Consider the following 20,314-nt stretch of genomic DNA (forward strand, 5'->3'; position numbering starts at 1 on the left):
AATTTATAGTGGCTTACACACCGCTATCGCGAGCAGGCTCACTCCTACAGGGGGTGGTGTCTAGACGCGGAACTGGCGCAGCAGGGCGTTGAGTTGTTCGCTCAACTGGCCAAGTTTCAGGCTGGCCGCACTCGACTGCTCGGCCGCGATCGCCGTGCTGTGCGAGAGGCCAGCAGCCTGCGTCACGTTCTGATTGATGTCCTCGACTACGTGGGCCTGTTGCAACGTAGCGCTGGCAATCGAGGCATTCAGGCCGTTGAGATTGCGCAATGCCTGGCCAATGGCGTTCAGACTGGCGCCGGCCAGCCCGGCTTGCTCGATGGTCAATTGCGACGCCTTGCTACTGTCGCCGATCACCTTTACGGCGGCTTCGGAATGGTTCTGCAGGCGCTCGATCATCGACTGGATTTCCGCTGTCGACTTCTGCGTCCGCTGCGCCAGCAGGCGTACTTCATCGGCCACCACGGCAAACCCGCGACCTTGCTCACCGGCCCGCGCCGCTTCGATCGCGGCGTTGAGCGCGAGCAGGTTGGTCTGCTCGGCAATCGAGCGGATCACTTCCAGTACGCTGCCGATCTGCGTGCTTTCGGCAGCCAGGGTGCGAATCACTTCGACCGCTTGATCAATGGTCCCGGACAGCTTGTCGATCTGCTGCAAGCTGCCATCGATGTTGATCTGGCCCTGTTGCGCTTGCGCTTCGGCGTCACGCATTTCGGCGGCGGCGTGCTCGGCGTTCTTCGCCACATCTTGCACGCCGTAGGTCACTTCGTTGATCGCCGTGGCCACCAGTTCCATCTGTTGCGATTGCTGCTGGCTGCGTTGCTGGGCCTGCGACGCATCGTTGCCCAGTTCACTGGACGACTGGCCCAAAGCGCTGGCCGACACCTGCAAATCGCCGATCACCCGGCGCAGTTTGGCGGTAAAGGCGTTGAAGTGATGCGCAAGCTCGGTGACTTCATCCTTGCCGTGGGTATCGAGGCTGCGGGTCAGGTCGCTTTCACCGCTGGCAATGTTGGCCATGGCGTTCACGGTTTCCTGCAACGGGCGGACGATGCTGCGCGCGATCAGGATCACCAGCAGTGCCATGATCAGCGCAATCGCCAAGCCGATGACCGAAGCCTTGATCATTTGGCCCTGGAATTCGGCCTGGACGTCGTCGACGTAAACCCCGGAGCCGAGCACCCAGCCCCAAGGCTCGAACAGTTTGACGTAGGAGGTCTTGGCCACCGGCTCGCTGGCGCCCGGTTTCGGCCAACGGTAATCGACCATGCCGGCGCCTTTGGCCTTGGCGATGGCAACCATTTCGTTGAACACCGCAAAGCCGTCCGGATCGCGGATCGCCGAGAGGTTCTGGCCTTCCAGTTTGGGGTTGGTCGGGTGCATGACCATCACGGGCGTGAGATCGTTGATCCAGAAGTAATCGCTCTGGTCGTAGCGCAGACCACGAATGGCGGTGAGGGCCTGTTTCTGCGCGGCATCTTTTGTCAGCGTGCCGGCGGTTTCAAGGTCGTGGTAATAGGTCAGCAGGCCGCTGGCGGTCTGCACCACGTGTTGGGTTTTCTGGGCTTTGGCATGATAGAGATCGTCGTGGATCTGCTTGAGCATCAACACGCCCAAGGTCAGCAACATGACCACCGCCACAATCAAGATGAGCCACAAGCGTCGGCTGATCGACACACTGCGCAAGCTGTTCATAACGCTGTCACTCCGGATTCTTTTTCTTGTAATAAACGACCGCCAGCATCCAACCACGATTTCGTGAGCGGGCATACGCGACCCAAGTCGTATAACGCGGCAGCGCTATTAAGGCTTGTCTGTTAGGATTTCGGCCCCGCGCGTGAAAACCTGAATCCAAATTGATATTTCACGGAATTTTGACCGTTTCGTGTGGATCCTGTGCGCGCGGAATCGGTACAGCCATAACCAGCTACGCTGATCGCAGTGAACGCTAGAAAAATACTATCGGGGCATGCCGACGCGCATCGCTCTTTGGGGGATTGATGGATCTTTGGACGGCCTTGCAGGCACTGATACTAGGAGTTGTAGAAGGGCTGACGGAGTTTTTGCCCATTTCCAGTACCGGACACCAGATCATCGTTGCCGACTTGCTCGATTTCGGCGGCGAACGGGCCATGGCGTTCAATATCATCATCCAGCTCGGCGCGATCCTCGCGGTGGTCTGGGAGTTTCGACGCAAGATTCTTGATGTGGTCATCGGTTTGCCGACGCAGCCGAGCGCACGGCGTTTTACCGCCAACCTGCTGATCGCGTTTCTGCCCGCGGTGGTGTTGGGTGTGATCTTTGCCGACCTGATCCACGAATACCTGTTCAACCCGATCACCGTTGCGACAGCACTGGTGGTGGGCGGCATCATCATGTTGTGGGCGGAAAAGCGTCAGCATGAAGTGCACGCCGAAACGGTCGACGAGATCACCTGGAAAGATGCCTTGAAGGTCGGCTTCGCCCAGTGTCTGGCGATGATCCCCGGCACCTCGCGGTCCGGCTCGACGATTATTGGCGGGTTGCTGTTCGGTCTGTCGCGCAAGACCGCCACCGAGTTCTCGTTCTTCCTCGCGATGCCGACCATGGTGGGTGCGGCGGTTTACTCGGGCTACAAATACCGCGACCTGTTTGTGCCGGCGGACTTCCCAGTGTTTGCCATCGGTTTTGTCACGGCGTTCATCTTCGCCATGATCGCCGTGCGCGGTTTGCTCAAGTTCATCGCCAGCCACAGCTATGCGGCGTTCGCCTGGTATCGGATCGTGTTTGGCCTGGTGATTCTGGCGACGTGGCAGTTTGGCTGGATCGATTGGGCAGCGGCCAAACCATGAGTGATTCCCGCGCACGCCGGCCGGATGGTCGACCTTCGGGCGGCAACAATATCCAGCATCTGAAGCTGAAACTGCTGGTTCTGCTGATCGTCTGCGCGCTGCCGCTGTTCGGCTCTGTATCGATGTGGCTGCGCGGGATTTCGCTGGTGCCGTTGGCAGCCTATGGGGTTGTCAGCGTGCTGGCGTTCTTCATGTATTGGGCCGACAAGCGCAAGGCGCGCACCGATGCCTGGCGCACCCCGGAGAACATCCTGCATGCCGTGGAACTGGCCGGCGGCTGGCCGGGCGCGTTGATTGCCCAGCAGGTGTTCCGGCACAAGACGCGCAAGGTCTCGTTTCAGATCCTGTTCTGGGTGATTGTCGTGTTGCACCAAGTGTTCTGGATCGACCAGCTGTTTCTCGGCTCGAATCTGCTGACACTGTTCTGAATACACCGCAATTCCCTATGTAGGAGTGAGCCTGCTCGCGATAGCGGAGTGTCAGTTGGAATTTCTTTGACTGACACTCCGCTATCGCGAGCAGGCTCACTCCTACAGGGATTGGGGTTAGAGCAATAATCCCACCTGGGTTTTCTTTGGCAACTTGCCCACCACCAATTGATGCGAACGCTGCAACAACCCGCGCAATTCCTCGGCACCCAGCGGGTAGGGCGGGTGCATGATGATCCACTGCGCCCGCGCCAGATATGGCGCCGGGTGAATGCCGGGGCGGTCGCAATGGCAGAGAAACAGATCCTTGTCGACCTTGAATGCCAACGAATCCCCACGGAGCCCCTGCAAGGCAAACATCTTGTTGCCGGCAATCGAAAACACCCGCACACCACCCCACTTGTAATCTTCCCGAGCGCCCGGCAGTTCCAGGCAGAACGCCGCGACGTCGGTTTCACTCATTTTTCCCTTGCTCATAACAACCGCTCCCCACAGGCATTGAACGACTCGACCAGATGATCAATCCACGCGCGCACCGCCGGCATGACCCCGCGTCGATGCGGATACACCGCTTGCAACCAGCCGCCGGGTAGCGACCACTCTGGCAGCAACTGCACCAGGGTGCCGTTTCTCAGTTCCTCTTCGCAGTACATCATCGGCAGCAAAGTGAAACCCTGACCCGCCAGTACGCAGGCTTTGCGCACAATAAAGTCATCGATGCCCAAGCGTGCTTCCATGTTCAACTCGAAGCCTTCACCCTGTTGATCAAGCAAGCGCACATGCACCATGCGATCGGCCTCCAGAGCGCCGAGCACCGGCAGATTTTTCAGGTCTTGCGGATGGTTGATCGATTGGTCCTGTACAAAATCCGGACTGGCAACCACGACCATTTGCGCCTGACGCAAGCGGCGGGTCACCAGCAACGGATCTTCGTCACCGTGCTCGCGCACACGCAATGCGACATCAAAGCCTTCGCCAACCAGATCGACCCGGCGATTGAGCAAGACGACTTCCAGTTGCACCTGAGGAAATTTGCCGAGGAACTCGCTGATGACCCACGGCAACATTTCCCGTGCCAGACCGGTGGGGCAGGAGACCCGCAGGCGGCCACGCGGCTCGCTGGACATGCTCGCCACCGCTTCATCGGCCATCTCCGCCTCAAGCAACATCGCCTGACAATGACGCAGATAGCGCTCACCCACCGCCGTGAGGTTGAGTTGCCGGGTGGTGCGTTGCAGCAAACGCGCGCCAAGGCGCTCTTCCAGTTCGGCAATACGCCGCGACAGCCGTGACTTGGGAATGCCCAACAAACGCCCGGCCGCGGCAAAACCGCCGGCCTCGACAACTTTGGCGAAGTAGTAGAGATCGTTGAGGTCTTGCATAGGGAAATCCAACTGTTCTATCAGTGGGACAAACTATCGCATTTCAGGCGGCTAATCATCCATTGGTTTCTTGCGTAGGATTGTCTCCATTCCGTCGCCACCGGCGATTCATTCCAGGAGATTCCACATGAAACTGCTGCATATCGATTCGAGCATTCTGGGCGACAACTCGGCCTCCCGTCAGTTGAGCGGCGAAGTCGTCAAAGCCTGGCAGGCCGCCGATCCAAGCGCCGTGGTGACCTACCGTGACCTGGCCGCCGATGCCATCAGCCACTTCTCGTCGACCACGCTGGTCGCCGCCGGTACCACCGCTGAACTGCGCAACGCCGCACAACAGCACGAAGCCGAACTGAGCGCTTCGACCCTGGCCGAATTCATCGCTGCCGACGCCGTCGTCATCGCCGCACCGATGTACAACTTCACTGTGCCGACCCAACTGAAAGCGTGGATCGATCGCGTTGCAGTTGCTGGTCAAACCTTCCGTTACACCGAAGCCGGCCCGGAAGGCCTGTGCGGTGGCAAGAAAGTGGTGATCGTTTCCACCTCGGGTGGCATCCACGCTGGCCAGGCCAGCGGCATCGCTCACGAAGAGTATCTGAAGCTGGTGCTGGGCTTCCTCGGCATCACCGACATCGAAATCGTCCGTGCCGAAGGCCTGGCGTATGGCGACGAAGTGCGCAACAACGCCATGACTGCTGCTCAAGCGAAGATCAGCGAGCAACTGTTCGCCGCTGCGTAAGGCTTGCGTAAAGAACAGCTGTTGTTCAGGTAATACTCAAAAAACTCTGTATTCTGGTTCCGCAAGGGGCGAATACAGAGTTTTTTGTTTCTGGCTGTTACATAATCTGGCCCGGGTTATGCAGTCACACAATCAGCGTCTGAGTGCATTGTCGTACCGAAATACCGAATCCCCGGCGTTTCAGGCCCGCAACGCAACGGAACTTTCGATTGAGTCACAACAGGGTGGAGCATCCCATGATGCGTCTTTGTGCAACGTTACTGATTTGCCTGCTTGGCAGCTTTAACACAGTGCACGCTGCGCCTGGGCGACACCCGGTGTGGAGCGTCGGCTACCACGAGATGACCTTCCTCGATCCGCTGGACCTGCAACCGATGCGCGCCATCGCCTTCTATCCTTCCAGCGACCGCGAACACATGAGTCTGCTCGAGGGTTACTCCGTCGAGGCTGGCGAAGACACCAAAGTTGCCATCGGCCGCTTTCCGATGCTGATGCTTTCCCACGGCAACACCGGCACGCCGCTGGCGCTGCACGATCTCGCGACCTCGCTGGCACGCAAAGGCTTTGTGGTGGTGGCGGTGATTCATCCCGGCGACAACTCCAAAGACCACAGCCGACTCGGCACCCTGAGCAATCTCTACGGGCGGCCGATCCAGATTTCCGAAGCCATCACCGCAACCCTGGGCGACCGTATGCTCGCGCCGTATGTCAACGCGGATCAGGTCGGGGTGATCGGTTATTCAGCGGGCGGCGAGACGGCGTTGATCCTGTCGGGCGCGCAACCGGATCTCGATCGTCTGCGTCGTTATTGTCAGGAGCGTCCGGATGATCGTGATGCCTGCAATACGCAAGGTGAGCTGATCGTTGATCGCGATGACCTGCAACCGGTGGCCGATCCGCGTGTTCACGCTTTGCTGTTAATGGCGCCGCTGAGCCTCAAGTTCGGTCGTCACACCCTGGCTGACGTGCATGTGCCGGTGCTGCTCTACAGCGGTGATGGCGACAAACTGGTGGCCTTCGACAAAAACGCGGCAGCGCTGGCGCGCAAACTGCCGACCGCGCCGGATTTCAAATTACTGGCCGGGGCAGGGCACTTCGTCTTTATGGCACCGTGTAATGAAGAGCAGATTCGCGCCATGCCGGCGTTGTGTACCGATGCGGATGGCGTGGATCGCGAGGATATTCACCGCAATCTGATCTCCGAAGCCGGACGGTTTTTCTCCCATGCGCTGGGCAAGCCGACGCGGGCCGGCATGCAAACCGCGGATCAATAACCCCGCAAATCCCCTGTAGGAGTGAGCCTGCTCGCGATAGCGGTGTGTCAGTCGACATTTCCTTTTCTGATACACCGCTATCGCGAGCAGGCTCACTCCTACAGGGGATCGCGGCGAACTTCAGGAAATCGCCCGGCGCTGGAGCAGCAACGTCAGGCCCAGCCCGATCACCGACAACAGCGCCGCACTGAAGAATATCCACGAATAGCCCAGATTCAGCGCCACCGCGCCCATCAGCGGCCCGGCAATCGCCAGCGCCAGATCGAAGAACACCGCATAAGCGCCCAAACCAGATCCTCGGCTGGAGCTGGGCACCTGTTTGATCGCCTCGACACCCAGCGCCGGATAGACCAGCGACAGGCCAAACCCCGCCAGCCCTGCGCCGATCAAAGCGAATGCGGTGGAGGGGGCCAGCCACAACATCACCAGGCCCACGGTTTCGATGGTCATGCAGGCGATCGCCGATTTGAAGCCGCCGAAGCGACTGATCGCCGAGATAAACATCAGCCGTGACAGGATGAAGCACACGCCGAACACGGTCAGGCAGTACGCCGCGCCGGTCCAGCCACGGTTCAGGTAATACAAGGTGATGAACGTGGTCAGCGTGCCGTAGCCGATCGAGGCCAGGGTCAGGCTGGCGCCATACGGGGCGATTCGCCCGAACACCGCCCAGAACGGCAGGCGTTCGCCACGGATCACCGGCACCGACGGCTTGTTGCGAATCAGCAGCAGTGCACCGGCCGCCAGCACGGCCAACGCGATGCCGAGGCTGGTGAAGCCGTATTCGGCGACCATCACCACCCCTAATGGCGCACCAATGGCAATCGCGCCATAGGAAGCGATGCCGTTCCAGCCAATCGATTTTGCGGTGTGTTCGACGCCGACCTGGCCCATGCACCAACTGATGGTGCCGACGCCGATCAGCCCTTGTGCGATGCCGAGCAGCAAGCGGCCGATAATCAGAATGATCAGGCTGGTCAGCGCAAAGTCCTGTAGCAGCGTAGATACCAGCGTCAGCAAGCCGCTGAGGACAATCCCCCACAAACCATAAATGATCGCCCGCTTAGTCCCGATCGTATCCGACATACGCCCGGCCATTGGCCGGCTGAGCAGGGTGGCCAGGTACTGCGAGCCGATCACCAGCCCGGCAACCACCGCGCTGAAACCCAGTTGTTCATGCACATAACCGGGCAACACCGCGATCGGCAGACCGATGCAGAGGAAGGCAATAAAGGTGTAGAACACGATGGAAACGATCTGCAGGGTGATCGCCATGGAGCTTTGCGGTGGCAGTTGCTGCGCAGACATGAGGACTCGTTCGCGGGCGGCGGTGGGAGAGTTCGCATCATGGCTTGGGTGTCAGATAAAAGAAAGCAGGCTAACTACTTTCCCCGAGGATTGATGTAGCGGCTGATGGCCCCTTCGCGAGCAGGCTCGCTCCCACCTTTGGAATGCATTCCCTTGTGGGAGCGAGCCTGCTCGCGAAGGTAGCCGCACCCGCAAATCCCTCACCTTGGAATGCAAAAAGCCCCGTCACATGGACAGGGCTTTAGCTTGAAGCTAGCAGCTCAACACTTGAAGCCGCTTTTAGAACACTACACCTTGGCTACGCAGGTAGTCATCGTAAGTGCCGCTGAAGTCGGTCACGCCGTCCGGGCTCAGCTCGATGATGCGCGTGGCCAGGGACGATACGAACTCACGGTCGTGGCTGACGAAGATCAGCGTGCCCGGGTAGTTTTCCAGCGCCAGGTTTAGTGCCTCGATCGATTCCATGTCCAAGTGGTTGGTCGGTTCATCCATGATCAGCACGTTCGGCTTTTGCAGGATCAGCTTGCCGAACAGCATGCGACCTTGCTCACCACCGGAAATCACTTTGACCGACTTGAGGATCTCGTCGTTGGAGAACAGCATGCGGCCCAACGTGCCGCGAATCATCTGCTCGCCCTGAGTCCACTGACCCATCCAGTCGAACAGGGTGACGTCGTCTTCGAAGTCGTGCGCGTGGTCCTGGGCGTAGTAGCCCAGTTCCGCGGCGTCGGTCCACTTGATGCTGCCGGCGTCCGGGGTCAGTTCGTTGACCAGGGTGCGCAGCAGGGTGGTTTTGCCGATACCGTTCGGGCCGATGATCGCCACGCGCTCGCCGGCTTCGACCTGAAAGCTGAAGTCTTTGAACAGTGGTTTGCCGTCGAAGCCTTTGGCCATTTTTTCGACGATGACCGCCTGGCGGTGCAGCTTTTTGTTCTGGTCAAAGCGGATGAACGGGCTCACGCGGCTCGAAGGCTTGACCTCGGCCAGCTGGATCTTGTCGATCGCCTTGGCGCGGGAGGTGGCCTGCTTGGCTTTCGAGGCGTTGGCCGAGAAGCGGCTGACGAACGATTGCAGCTCGGAAATCTGCGCTTTCTTCTTGGCGTTGTCCGACAGCAGTTGCTCGCGGGACTGGGTCGCCACGGTCATGTACTCGTCGTAGTTGCCCGGGAACAGACGCAGCTCGCCGTAATCCAGGTCAGCCATGTGCGTGCACACGCTGTTCAGGAAGTGACGGTCGTGAGAGATGATGATCATCAGGCTGTTGCGCTGGGTCAGCACGTTTTCCAGCCAGCGGATGGTGTTGATGTCCAGGTGGTTGGTCGGTTCGTCGAGCAACAGCACTTCCGGATCGGAGAACAGCGCCTGCGCCAGCAATACGCGCAGTTTCCAGCCCGGGGAAACTTCGCTCATCGGGCCGAAGTGCTGCTCGATGCCGATACCCAGACCCAGCAACAGCTCACCGGCGCGGGATTCGGCGGTGTAGCCGTCCATCTCGGCGAATTCGGTTTCCAGCTCGGCCACGGCCATGCCGTCTTCTTCGCTCATTTCCGGCAGCGAGTAGATGCGATCGCGCTCGGCCTTGACCTTCCACAGCTCTTCATGACCCATGATCACCGTATCGATCACGGTGAATTCTTCGTAAGCGAACTGGTCCTGGCGCAATTTACCCAGACGCACGTTCGGCTCGAGCATGACCTGACCGCCGGACGGATCGAGGTCACCGCCGAGGATTTTCATGAAGGTCGACTTGCCGCAACCGTTGGCGCCGATCAGGCCGTAGCGGTTGCCCGCGCCGAATTTGACCGAAACGTTTTCGAAGAGCGGCTTGGCGCCGAACTGCATCGTGATGTTAGCTGTAGAAATCAAGAGTTATTCCTGCGAAGCATTCTTAAAAAGCGAGGGTGCGGCTGCAGCGCTTGGCCCGAGTCAAAGTGCGCTGAAGCGGGAGAGTCCCGTCATCAACCAAGGGGGGCGCGTAAAGTTTGGCGGCGATTGTACTGGTCTGGCTCTTTAAACGATAGGGCGATCACGCCACGATCGCCGATTGGCATGATCGCGGGACAGTTTTTCACAGTTGAAGATTCACTATCGGTTACAAACTGTGGCTAAAATGCCACCTTTCACCGAGCGTCCGGTTACGGCGCGGGCCAAGGACGTGCCATTTGTATTCAGACCACTGCATAAGACGTTGAGCCTCAGGCCGCACGGCGCGCAGTTTGTTCACTTCTGACATGTGACGATTTCCGTGAAACTCATCATTGCTGCTATTTATGTCATTTCCATTGCATACGTTCATTTGCGTGGGCGCGTGCGCCACAAGCTTGGTCGACAACTGAGTGACCATTCGACGTTTCTCGCGCCGATCAACTGCTTCCTTTATCTGTTCTCGAAAAAGCCGAACAAACCATACCTGGATCCTAGCGAGTTTCCTGACTTGAGCCCTTTGCAGGCGCACTGGGAAGAAATCCGCGAAGAAGGGCAGAATTTGCTGCGTGCCGGCGAGATCAAGCGTTCCAACCAGTACGACGATGTCGGTTTCAACTCGTTCTTCAAAAGCGGCTGGAAGCGTTTTTATCTGAAGTGGTACGGCGAGAGCCATCCGTCGGCGATGAAGCTGTGTCCGCGCACCACCGAGTTGGTGCAGAGCATCGGTTCGATCAAGGCCGCGATGTTTGCCGAGCTGCCACCGGGTTCGAAGCTGGTGCGTCACCGCGACCCGTATGCCGGTTCCTATCGCTATCACCTGGGCCTGGACACGCCGAACGATGCCGGCTGTTATATCAACGTCGACGGTGAGAGCTACCACTGGCGTGACGGCGAAGCGGTGATGTTCGACGAGACCTTTATCCATTACGCCGAAAACACCACCGACAAGAACCGCATCATCCTGTTCTGCGACATTGAACGACCGATGAAGTACCGCTGGGCGGCGGCGTTCAACAGCTGGTTCAGCCGTACCGTCATGTCGGCGGCAGGAGCGCCGAATGATGCTGGTGATCGGACCGGTGGCATCAACCGCTTGTTTACCCGGATCTACAAGATTCGTCTGCGTGGTAAAGAGCTGAAAAAGCGTAACCGTAAGCGCTATTACATGGAAAAGTGGGCGATCTTCGGTGGTTTGCTGGCGATCTTCATTCTGATCTGATCAATGTGGTGAATTAACTTACGCCTTCGCGAGCAAGCTCGCTCCCACAATGGAATTGGGTGAATGCGCATTTAGCACTCGACTCAGAACCCTGTGGGAGCGAGCTTGCTCGCGAAGACTCTCTCAAATACAACCTGTCAGTTGCCTGACGATCCTTGGATTGTCATTCTCCGGAGGCCTTCTTGGTCCTCTTGGCTGGCGCTGCCTTGGTCGCGGCTTTCGCTTTCGGTTTAGCCGCCGCTTTCCCGCCCAGACTGCGTTTAAGCAGCTCGGTCAAGTCGATCACATCAGCAGTTTTGCGCTCTTCCTCGCCACCCACCGTTTCAACATCCTCGATTTTGCCTTCATGGGCCTTTTTCTCGACCAGGGCCATGATCTTGTCTTCGAACTCATCCTTGTAGTCTTCGGGTTTCCAGTCCGCGCTCATGTCCTGCACCAGCCGTTTGGCCATGTCCAGTTCACCCTTGGCCAACTGCGGCTTGGTCACTTCGCTGCCCAGTTCCAGCTCGTCGAGGCCACGTACCTCCTGCGGCCAACGCAGTTTCACCAGCACCAGCGCCGACTCCAGTGGCATCAACGCAGCCAGGTATTGGCGCGTATGCAGCACTACGCGGGCGAGGGCGACTTTATTGGTTTTGCTCAGGGTTTCGCGCAGTAGCGCGTAGACCTTGCCACCGCGTTTGTCGGGTGCCAGGTAGTATGGCGTGTCGATGTTTTGCAGGGGAATCTGTTCGGCGTCGACAAAGGAAAAGATGTCGATGGTCTGCGTTGAAACAGGGTGCGCCGAGCGGATTTCCTCTTCGCTGAGCACCACATAGCGGCCTTTTTCATAAGCAACACCTTTGACGATATTCTCCTTGGTGACTTCCTTGCCGGTAACCTTGTTGACCCGTTTATAACCCACTGGGTCCATGCTGCGGCTGTCGAGCCAATCGAAATCCACACCCTGCGACGAGGTCGCCGAGACCAGTGCGACAGGGATGTGAACCAGTCCGAAACTGATCGCGCCTTTCCAGATTGCCCGAGCCATGGTGAGTTCTCCGAGTGATGATCGGATGACCTGCGGCTGTGACTGAAAGTTTCCCCGGAATGCGCGGGTTTCCAGGGACTCGGTCAAGCCGTGTTACATGTTGTTTAAGGCATGCGGGTTAACAAATCCGAACCCTGAGCGTAGCGTGGACTCGAAGGCTCTATCCCTGGCCCATCGAGAGGCAGCGTCATGAACCGAATTCTGCTTGGCATCGTCGTCCTGACCCTCAGTGGCGGTCTGGTTCATGCCGACGTCCTGTTGGCGCAAAGCCCTACCGGCAACAGCAACAACCCCTACAACAGCCCGATACGCCGGGCTAACCCCAACAGCATGCAGGGCACCCAGCCCAGCGCTCCACCCATTCGGGGGCCGAACACTGTGCCGACGCCACGTCAGCCTACGGTCGAGAACCGAGGCATCGGCAACGGCCAGCCGATCCGCTCGGTGCCGAGCTCGCCGCCCACATTTATCCCCAATCCACCTTCGCGCAGCGGAGGCAGCAACCGTTGAGCGGCAGGACTGAGCTTCTGTCGACCCTTCAAGCGAACAAAAGGAATCGTGCATGTTGCGTAAAACCCTTCTAGCCACACTGTGTGCCGGTGCGCTGCTCAGTGCACCGGCCTTTGCCGCCGCCCCCAAAAAGCTGCAAAGCGAACAGGGCACCCTCGAAGTCACGACCATCACCGCTGGCCTTGAGCATCCGTGGGCGCTGGCGTTTCTGCCGGATCGCCAAGGCATGCTGGTCACCGAACGTCCGGGCAATCTGCGCGTGGTCGCGGCCGACGGCAAACTATCGGCGCCGATTTCCGGTGTGCCGCAGGTCTGGGCCAAGGGGCAGGGCGGTTTGCTGGATGTCGCGTTGTCGCCGGATTTCAAACAGGATCGGCTGGTCTATCTGTCCTATGCCGAAGGGGGTGGGGCCGGCGACAAGGCGGGCACCGCCGTCGGGCGTGGGCGGCTCTCGGATGACTTGAAGACACTGAAGGATTTCAAAGTGATCTTCCGTCAGGAACCGAAGCTTTCGGTTGGCAACCATTTCGGCTCGCGGCTGGTGTTTGATCGCGACGGTTATTTGTTCATTACTCTGGGCGAAAACAACGACCGGCCGACCGCACAGGATCTCGACAAGCTGCAAGGCAAGGTTGCGCGTATCTACCCGGACGGCAAGGTGCCGGATGACAACCCCTTTGTCGGTCAGTCTGGCGTACGGCCGGAGATCTGGGCCTACGGCCTGCGTAACCCGCAGGGCGCGGCACTCAATCCTTGGACAGGCACGTTGTGGGAAAACGAACACGGCCCGCGCGGTGGCGATGAGGTCAACATCATCGAACGCGGCAAGAACTACGGCTGGCCGCTGGCGACCCACGGCATCAATTACTCGATGCAGCCGATCCCGGAAGCCCAGGGTAAAACGGCCGAAGGCACCGTTGCACCGCACCATGTCTGGGAGAAGTCGCCGGGCGTCACCGGTATGGCGTTTTACGATGCCGATCGCTTTAAACCGTGGCAACACAATGCGTTTGTCGGTGCACTGGTGACTCAGGAACTGATTCGTTTGCAGTTCGATGGCGACAAGGTCGTGCATGAAGAGCGCTTGTTGGGCGAACTCAAGCAGCGGATTCGTGATGTGCGGCAAGGGCCGGATGGTTACTTGTACGTGCTGACGGATGAAGAGAACGGCTCGCTGTACAAGATCGGTCTGAAGCCCGCACCTTGACGGGTATTCCCCTGTAGGAGCTGTCGAGTGCAACGAGGCTGCGATCTTTTGATCTTGATTCTCAGAATCAAGATCAAAAGATCGCAGCCTTTGGCAGCTCCTGCATGTGGACGCTTACGTTTCGCGGGAATACAGCACCACCGCCGCACGCAGTTTGCCCCGGCCAAACCGGCACATTTTCTCGAATTCGCCATGGCTGACCGGCACATGCTGGCAATCCATTGGCTGTCGATGCTGGCTATGGTCGACATCCGGGTCGTGCAGGTAAACGAAATCTTCGTCGCAGTCGGTCACGATTACCCAGTGCGGCGACTTGGATCGCGTCAGTCGATAGCTGCTGATCAACAACAGCGGCTGTCCACCGGCATCCAGCAGTCGCGGCAGGTCCAGAGACGCACCGATCAAACACTCAACATCGGTCTCCTGCAATTGCCCCGTGAACTCTTCGTGTACCAGGCGCATGACGTCTTTTTTATGCGCATCCCGCACACCGTCGAGAAACAATGGCCCGGCCAGGCTTAGTTGCAAACCCACCTTGTAGCCTCGACGCCACGCCGCCAACGCCAATCCCTGCGGGCTGCACCCGCCATGGCCGGAGGTCATGAACACCGTGGTCGCTTCCCGCCAGATCTGCAGTTCTTCTCCACGCTCCAGTAAACGTTCCGATTGCAGAGCACCCATGGCCATCAGCAGGCACGCCGGGCCACAGGTGAAATCAGTGGTTTGTCGGTAGTAGGGCACTTTGATGCTGCGCGAATCACGATGCTGGACGATGCGTTTCTCCAGGCGCAGCGCATCGGCGTGGTCTTCGTAGTAATCGTGAATCAGCGCAAAACGCCGGTAGCCACTACGTTCGTACAGCGCGATGGCCGCAGGATTGTCGGTGCGTACCTCCAGACGCAGGTACGCACAGTCGTGCTCCAGCGCCATCGCTTCAATGCGTTGCAGCAGTTGCTTGCTCAGGCCCGTGCCTCGCGCCTCAACCGCGATCGCGATGGAATATAGCCGCGCGAGCGAAGTACCACGATGAAACAACACCAATCCGTAACCGAGCAGTTGGCCGCCGCACTCGGCCACCAGCAACTGCCCGTGAGCACGAGTGATCATCCATTGAAAACTGCGACTGGTGAGCCGGTCCGTGGTGAAACATTGCTTTTCCAGTGCCAGCAGCGCCGGCAAGTCTTCAACTATCGCCAAACGAAAAACAGCCTTCATATGACCACCGTAAAAGTTGCGTAACGAAACGAGACTTTCGAAAAACTTCGTGCTTAATAGAAAAGGTCTTGTTCTCCAACGGATCAATCTCTATGTCAGCGGTACAGGGTCATTGGCGCGAAGTATCCGAGCAAAGTTTGCCGGCGGCAACTTATTTAAGTTCGGCGGTTAAGGCATCCAGTCAAGTGTTGATAATTGTCGAGCGCAAGGAAGACTGGGCCTCCTATTTTCCCAGTGAAGACATCCTGACGGCGCAGGAATATCTCGAGCACAGCTGCGACAGCGAGCCGGGCAAGCGCGTGCAGGTGATCAATCTGTGCCGCAGCTACAAGTACCTTGGCCATGGCTATTACTGCTCGCTGCTGGCCGAAGCCCGCGGGCATAAGGTGATTCCTTCGGTGCGTACCATTAGCGAGCTGACGAAAAAATCACTTTACGGCCTGGCGCTGGACGATCTCGATAAAACCCTGGAGAAAGCCCTCAGTCATCATCTCTACAGTGATACCGAAGGCTTTACTCTGACCCTGTATTTTGGCCGAACACATATCGAGCCATTACAGGATCTGGCCCGGCAGTTGTTTGAAGTATTTCCCTGTCCGATCCTGTTAGTTGAGTTTCGCCGAACTAACGGCTGGCACATCGAAGGTATAAAGTCCGGCGCCTTGCACAAGTTGCGCGATGATCAGGAAGATCAGTTCGCCAATGCGCTGGACGGTTTCAGTCGCAAAGTCTGGCGAGTGCCGCGCTCGCCGCAAGTGGCGCGCTACGACTTGGCGATACTGCACGATCCGCAGGAGGCGTTACCGCCATCCAACGCCAAGGCACTGGCGAATTTCGTCCGGGTCGGCAAGGGCATGGGTATCGATGTTGAACTGATTGAACGAAAGGATTACGCGCGTCTGGCCGAGTACGACGGCTTGCTGATCCGCGAGACCACCAGCGTCGACAACCACACTTATCGCTTCGCCAAGAAGGCCGAGAGCGAAGGTCTGGTGGTAATGGACGACCCGACATCGATCCTCCGCTGCACCAACAAGGTCTACCTGACCGATCTGCTCAACAGCCATCAACTGGGCATGCCCGCCACCGAAATTCTCTACAAGGAGCGACCCGAGGACTTCGAGCGCGTGGGCGAGCGCCTCGGCTTTCCGCTGGTATTGAAAATCCCCGACGGTTGTTTTTCCCGTGGCGTGATCAAGGTCGAAAGCCAGCAGGCTTTGCTCGAAGCCACCGCCGAACTGTTCGAACACTCGGTGTTGCTGCTGGCTCAGGAGTTTTTCTACACCGAATACGACTGGCGCATCGGCGTACTCAACCGCAAACCGATCTTCGCCTGCCAATACTTCATGTCCAAGGGCCACTGGCAAATCTATAACCACAAGGCCAAAGGTCAGGATGTCAACGGCGAATGCCGGACCATGGCGATCCACGAGGCGCCGCGTGCGGTGGTGGAGTTAGCGGTGAAGACCGCCAATCTGATCGGCGACGGCCTCTACGGTGTCGATCTGAAGCAGGCCGGCGACAAGGTGGTGGTAATCGAAGTCAACGACAACCCCAACCTCGACGCCGGTATTGAAGACGCTTATTTGCACGACGATCTGTATTCACTGGTGCTGGAAGAATTCGTGCGTCGTCTGGAACTCAAGCGTCGCGGTCAGGCCTGGTGAGGCGCCGATGATCAACAGCTTCGCACTGAGCCACGGCGCCTTGCAGCGGGTCGAGCGACTGGACGCCGAGGTCATGCTGTTCAGCAACCCGGATGCCGCCGAGCGCGACTTGCTGCACAGTCATTTCAAGGTCGACGAGCATGCACTGGCGTCAGCGCTGGACCCGGACGAGGTGTCACGCATCGAGTTCCATCCGGACCATCTGTTCCTGATCTGGAAGCGCCCGGAAAACTATTCCGGCGGTGGCAGTCTGGCGTTTGAAGTGTCGTCGTGCGGATTGCTGTTCGCCCCGGGACAACTACTGGTGATCGCCACCGACGACACGCCGCTGCACGGCCTCGGCACCCGCCAGCCGCTGAATACGCCGCTGGATGTCTTGCTCGACCTGCTGTTCAACAACATCCACCACTACCTCGGGCACCTGAAGGTGATCAAACTGGTCGCCCGCGAGCTGCAGCAGAAATTCAATGCATCGATGCAGAACCAGCACTTGGTGCAGATGTTCAACCTCAGCGAAAGCCTGATCTATTACATCAACGCGCTGCACAGCAACGGCGCGGTCCTTACACGCTTGCGTAATCATGCCGAGAAGCAGCATTTCGGCAGTGAGGCGATCGGCCTGATCGACGACCTGATCATCGAAAACAACCAGTGCTATAAGCAGGCGGAAATCTACTCCACAGTATTTTCCGGGCTGATCGATGCGCGTGGCAATCTGATGAACAACAGCATGAACAACCTCCTGCGCAAGCTGACGTTGATCAACGTGGTGTTTCTGCCGTTGAACCTGATTGCCAGTATTGGCGGGATGTCGGAGTTCAGCATGATGACGGCGGGGACGCCGTGGTGGGTTTCCTATCCGCTGTTTCTGGCGGCGATGTTGTTGGGGGCGGGGGGGATGTTGTTTGGGCTGCGGCGTTTGGCCAGATGATTTGTAGTGCCTGATCGGACGCTTTCGCGAGCAGGCTCGCTCCCACATTTTGAAATGCATTCCCCCCTGTGGGAGCGAGCCTGCTCGCGAAGAGGTCAGTACAGGCAAAGTAAAACTCAGGACAGTCCCGCATTTGGCCGAACCGCCACTGTGATGCCTTGTTATAGTTCGGGCCTCATTTTCAGCCCGGTAAAGGATCACTGCCATGACTCAATACTCCGCCTTCAGCGTCGAACTGGCCGACAACATCGCCCATGTGCAGATCAATCGCCCGGAAAAGATCAATTCGATGAACGCGGCGTTCTGGAGCGAGATCGTCGAGATCTTCCAGTGGATCGACGACACCGACGAAGTGCGCGTGGTGGTGCTCAGTGGCAACGGTAAGCACTTTTCCTCGGGCATCGACCTGATGATGCTCGCCGGCGTGGCCAATGAATTGGGCAAGGACGTTGGCCGCAATGCGCGCCTGCTGCGGCGCAAGATCCTCACCCTGCAAGCCTCGTTCAACGCCGTCGACAACTGCCGCAAACCGGTCATCGCGGCCATTCAAGGTTATTGCCTGGGTGGCGCCATCGATCTGATCGCCGCGTGCGATATGCGCTACGCCGCTGAAGACGCGCAATTCTCGATCAAGGAAATCGATATCGGCATGGCCGCCGATGTTGGCACTTTGCAACGGTTGCCACGGATCATCGGTGACGGCATGCTGCGTGAACTGGCTTACACCGGTCGCACTTTCGGCGCTGATGAGGCGCGCAGCATTGGCCTGGTCAACCGCGTCTACAGCGACAAGGACGCGCTGCTCGAAGGCGTGTTGGACATCGCTCGCGAGATCGCTTCGAAATCGCCGATCGCGGTTACCGGCACCAAGGAAATGATCAGCTACATGCGCGACCATCGCATCGACGACGGTCTCGAATACGTTGCCACCTGGAACGCCGCCATGTTGCAATCCACTGACTTGCGCGTGGCCATGGCCGCCCATATGAGCAAACAGAAACCCGAATTTCTGGACTGAGAAACCATGACATCTCGCTGGACCACTGCAGTACTGGACACCGATCAACCCGGCGGCTGGGCCGTGGCGCGCAGCCCGGAAGGCTTTTTGTTCGATGACAACGGCGCGCTGTTCCCTCGGGAATGGCTCAAGCGTCAGGACCTGTCAGTTCTCGCCGAGCACGGCATTGGCCATCTCGATGGCGAGCCGGTGTACCTGTTGGAGTTGCGCAGTGCCGGTGAGGTGCCGGGTTGCAACTGGAAAGGCCTGCGGGCGTTCATGCTCGATGGCGAGCACACGATCTACAAAGTGCTCGGTTACGCCGCGCAGATCGGCACTTGGGCTCGCGAACACCGCTTCTGCGGCAACTGCGGGCAGGCGATGACGCAGGTGCCGCGCGAGCGGGCGATGTATTGCCAGCCGTGCGACCTGCGCAGTTATCCGCGGATTTCACCGAGCATGATCGTGCTGATCACTCGGGGCGACGAGATTCTGTTGGCGCGCTCGCCGCGATTCGTCACCGGGGTCTACAGCACGCTGGCCGGATTCGCCGAGCCGGGTGAGTCGGCCGAGGATTGCCTGATTCGGGAAGTGCGTGAAGAAGTGCAGATCGAGGTGAAGAACATTCAGTATCTGGGCAGCCAGTGCTGGCCGTTCCCGCACTCGATGATGCTCGGCTTCCATGCCGAATACGCCGGTGGCGAGATTGTCTGTCAGGAAGACGAGATCGAAGACGCCCAGTGGTTCAACGTGCACGATCTGCCGCCGTTGCCGGCGTCCAAGTCGATTGCCCGTTACTTGATCGATGTCTACGTGGCGCGGCGCTTAGGCCACGCTGAACCAGTGCTGCCAGGCTAGGCGCACGGTCAAACCCAGTACCACGGTGATGAACACCGGGCGAATGAATTTGGCGCCACCGCTGATCGCGGTGCGCGCGCCAAAGAACGCGCCGACCATCACCGACAGGCCCATGCTCAGGCCGATGATCCAGTCCACCTGCCCGGAAAACACGAACACCGACAGCGCCGCAATGTTGCTGACGAAGTTCATGCTGCGCGCCACACCGCTGGCCTTGACCAAGTCGATCGGGTAGAGCAGCAGGCTGCTCACCGTCCAGAATGCGCCCGTGCCGGGACCGGCCACGCCGTCATAGAAACCGAGGCTGAAGCCTTGGGTCGATTGCCATTTCTTCTTGATCGGAGCGTCGCTGTCCAGCGGTGCTTTTGGCGTACCGCCGAACAACAGGTACAGACCGCAAGCGAAGACGATTACCGGAAGCATCTTGTTCAGCCATTCTGCTGGCAGGTAATGAGCGATGACAGCGCCAGTCAGTGCGCCGATCAAAGTGCCGACAATCGCATGCGTCCACTGCCTTGGGTGGAACAGCTTGCGGCGGTAGAAGGTGAAACTGGCGGTGGCCGAACCGAAGGTCGAACTCAACTTGTTGGTGCCCAACACCAGATGCGGTGGCAGGCCAGCGGTCAACAGCGCAGGGGTGGTCAACAGACCGCCACCGCCGGCGATGGCGTCGATGAAACCGGCAATGAAAGCGACAAGGGCCAGAATGGCCAGGGTGGTGAGGTCAACGCTGAGTTCGAAAGGCATGGAATCGGCTTATTCGGCAGGGCGCAGATTTGGCTGCGGGGAGGG

Annotated in this window: 19 protein-coding genes; 11 read left to right on the forward strand and 8 right to left on the reverse strand. The window is 58.7% G+C overall.

Annotated elements, in window-relative coordinates:
- Positions 1-60 precede the first annotated feature (60 nt).
- On the reverse strand, positions 61-1,695 hold the full coding sequence (locus ACOYXE_RS07025) for a methyl-accepting chemotaxis protein (protein ID WP_160057973.1): 1,635 nt from the start codon (positions 1,693-1,695) through the stop codon (positions 61-63).
- 305 nt (positions 1,696-2,000) lie between these two features.
- On the opposite strand from ACOYXE_RS07025, the gene ACOYXE_RS07030 reads away from it, so the two are divergent.
- Positions 2,001-2,831: an undecaprenyl-diphosphate phosphatase gene (locus ACOYXE_RS07030; protein WP_160057972.1), complete on the forward strand. Its 831-nt coding sequence runs from the start codon at positions 2,001-2,003 to the stop codon at positions 2,829-2,831.
- Positions 2,828-3,259: a DUF1294 domain-containing protein gene (locus ACOYXE_RS07035; protein ID WP_160057971.1), complete on the forward strand. Its 432-nt coding sequence runs from the start codon at positions 2,828-2,830 to the stop codon at positions 3,257-3,259. The genes ACOYXE_RS07030 and ACOYXE_RS07035 overlap by 4 nt, the downstream gene beginning before the upstream one ends.
- Positions 3,260-3,376: 117 nt before the next feature.
- Here ACOYXE_RS07035 and ACOYXE_RS07040 read toward each other — a convergent pair whose 3' ends face one another.
- On the reverse strand, positions 3,377-3,736 hold the full coding sequence (locus ACOYXE_RS07040; protein ID WP_460928366.1) for an MmcQ/YjbR family DNA-binding protein: 360 nt from the start codon (positions 3,734-3,736) through the stop codon (positions 3,377-3,379).
- Positions 3,733-4,641, reverse strand: coding sequence for a LysR substrate-binding domain-containing protein (locus ACOYXE_RS07045; protein WP_460928368.1), 909 nt, complete (start codon positions 4,639-4,641; stop codon positions 3,733-3,735). Before ACOYXE_RS07045 ends, ACOYXE_RS07040 begins: the two co-directional genes overlap by 4 nt.
- A 127-nt stretch (positions 4,642-4,768) precedes the next feature.
- On the opposite strand from ACOYXE_RS07045, the gene ACOYXE_RS07050 reads away from it, so the two are divergent.
- Positions 4,769-5,380 (forward strand): FMN-dependent NADH-azoreductase, encoded by a 612-nt coding sequence (locus ACOYXE_RS07050; RefSeq protein ID WP_160057968.1) that lies wholly within the window; start codon positions 4,769-4,771, stop codon positions 5,378-5,380.
- Between the two features lie 236 nt (positions 5,381-5,616).
- Positions 5,617-6,654, forward strand: a complete 1,038-nt coding sequence (locus tag ACOYXE_RS07055; RefSeq protein WP_368969216.1) for an alpha/beta hydrolase family protein — start codon at positions 5,617-5,619, stop codon at positions 6,652-6,654.
- A 120-nt stretch (positions 6,655-6,774) separates the two neighbouring features.
- On the opposite strand, the gene ACOYXE_RS07060 is transcribed toward ACOYXE_RS07055, so the two are convergent.
- Complete coding sequence (locus ACOYXE_RS07060) at positions 6,775-7,962, reverse strand: MFS transporter (RefSeq protein ID WP_160057966.1); 1,188 nt, start codon at positions 7,960-7,962, stop codon at positions 6,775-6,777.
- 279 nt (positions 7,963-8,241) lie between these two features.
- A complete protein-coding gene (locus tag ACOYXE_RS07065) occupies positions 8,242-9,828 on the reverse strand; it encodes an ABC-F family ATPase (RefSeq protein ID WP_007914779.1) in 1,587 nt (528 codons plus the stop codon).
- A 379-nt stretch (positions 9,829-10,207) separates the two neighbouring features.
- On the opposite strand from ACOYXE_RS07065, the gene lpxO reads away from it, so the two are divergent.
- Positions 10,208-11,107 (forward strand): lipid A hydroxylase LpxO, encoded by a 900-nt coding sequence (gene lpxO / locus ACOYXE_RS07070; protein ID WP_095118800.1) that lies wholly within the window; start codon positions 10,208-10,210, stop codon positions 11,105-11,107.
- Positions 11,108-11,270: 163 nt separating this feature from the next.
- Here the strand turns inward: lpxO and ku are convergent, their stop codons facing one another.
- Positions 11,271-12,137 carry a non-homologous end joining protein Ku gene (gene ku / locus ACOYXE_RS07075; RefSeq protein ID WP_160057965.1) on the reverse strand — a complete coding sequence of 289 codons (867 nt, stop codon included), beginning with the start codon at positions 12,135-12,137 and terminating at the stop codon, positions 11,271-11,273.
- 189 nt (positions 12,138-12,326) lie between these two features.
- Here ku and ACOYXE_RS07080 point away from each other — a divergent pair, with 189 nt between their 5' ends.
- Both ACOYXE_RS07080 and ACOYXE_RS07085 read left to right on the forward strand, forming a co-directional pair.
- On the forward strand, positions 12,327-12,647 hold the full coding sequence (locus ACOYXE_RS07080) for a hypothetical protein (RefSeq protein ID WP_160057964.1): 321 nt from the start codon (positions 12,327-12,329) through the stop codon (positions 12,645-12,647).
- Between the two features lie 52 nt (positions 12,648-12,699).
- Entirely contained in the window at positions 12,700-13,854 is a 1,155-nt protein-coding gene (locus ACOYXE_RS07085; protein ID WP_460928373.1) for a PQQ-dependent sugar dehydrogenase, read from the forward strand.
- 114 nt (positions 13,855-13,968) lie between these two features.
- Here ACOYXE_RS07085 and ACOYXE_RS07090 read toward each other — a convergent pair whose 3' ends face one another.
- Positions 13,969-15,069 (reverse strand): peptidase C39 family protein, encoded by a 1,101-nt coding sequence (locus ACOYXE_RS07090; protein WP_460928374.1) that lies wholly within the window; start codon positions 15,067-15,069, stop codon positions 13,969-13,971.
- Between the two features lie 92 nt (positions 15,070-15,161).
- Here ACOYXE_RS07090 and ACOYXE_RS07095 point away from each other — a divergent pair, with 92 nt between their 5' ends.
- The 4 genes from ACOYXE_RS07095 to nudC all read left to right on the forward strand — a co-directional run bounded on the left by ACOYXE_RS07095 (position 15,162) and on the right by nudC (position 19,522).
- The gene (locus ACOYXE_RS07095) at positions 15,162-16,736 is read left to right on the forward strand and encodes a RimK family protein (RefSeq protein WP_405123715.1); all 1,575 of its coding nucleotides are present in this window, start codon (positions 15,162-15,164) and stop codon (positions 16,734-16,736) included.
- Positions 16,737-16,743: 7 nt separating this feature from the next.
- Positions 16,744-17,667: a magnesium transporter CorA family protein gene (locus ACOYXE_RS07100; RefSeq protein ID WP_110718565.1), complete on the forward strand. Its 924-nt coding sequence runs from the start codon at positions 16,744-16,746 to the stop codon at positions 17,665-17,667.
- Positions 17,668-17,872: 205 nt separating this feature from the next.
- Positions 17,873-18,685 carry a crotonase/enoyl-CoA hydratase family protein gene (locus ACOYXE_RS07105; protein WP_160057960.1) on the forward strand — a complete coding sequence of 271 codons (813 nt, stop codon included), beginning with the start codon at positions 17,873-17,875 and terminating at the stop codon, positions 18,683-18,685.
- 6 nt (positions 18,686-18,691) lie between these two features.
- Positions 18,692-19,522 carry an NAD(+) diphosphatase gene (gene nudC, locus ACOYXE_RS07110; protein WP_160057959.1) on the forward strand — a complete coding sequence of 277 codons (831 nt, stop codon included), beginning with the start codon at positions 18,692-18,694 and terminating at the stop codon, positions 19,520-19,522.
- On the opposite strand, the gene ACOYXE_RS07115 is transcribed toward nudC, so the two are convergent.
- Positions 19,490-20,269: a TSUP family transporter gene (locus tag ACOYXE_RS07115; protein ID WP_460928377.1), complete on the reverse strand. Its 780-nt coding sequence runs from the start codon at positions 20,267-20,269 to the stop codon at positions 19,490-19,492. The genes nudC and ACOYXE_RS07115 overlap by 33 nt on opposite strands.
- Positions 20,270-20,314 lie beyond the last annotated feature (45 nt).

Source organism: Pseudomonas sp. MC6 (assembly GCF_054790575.1).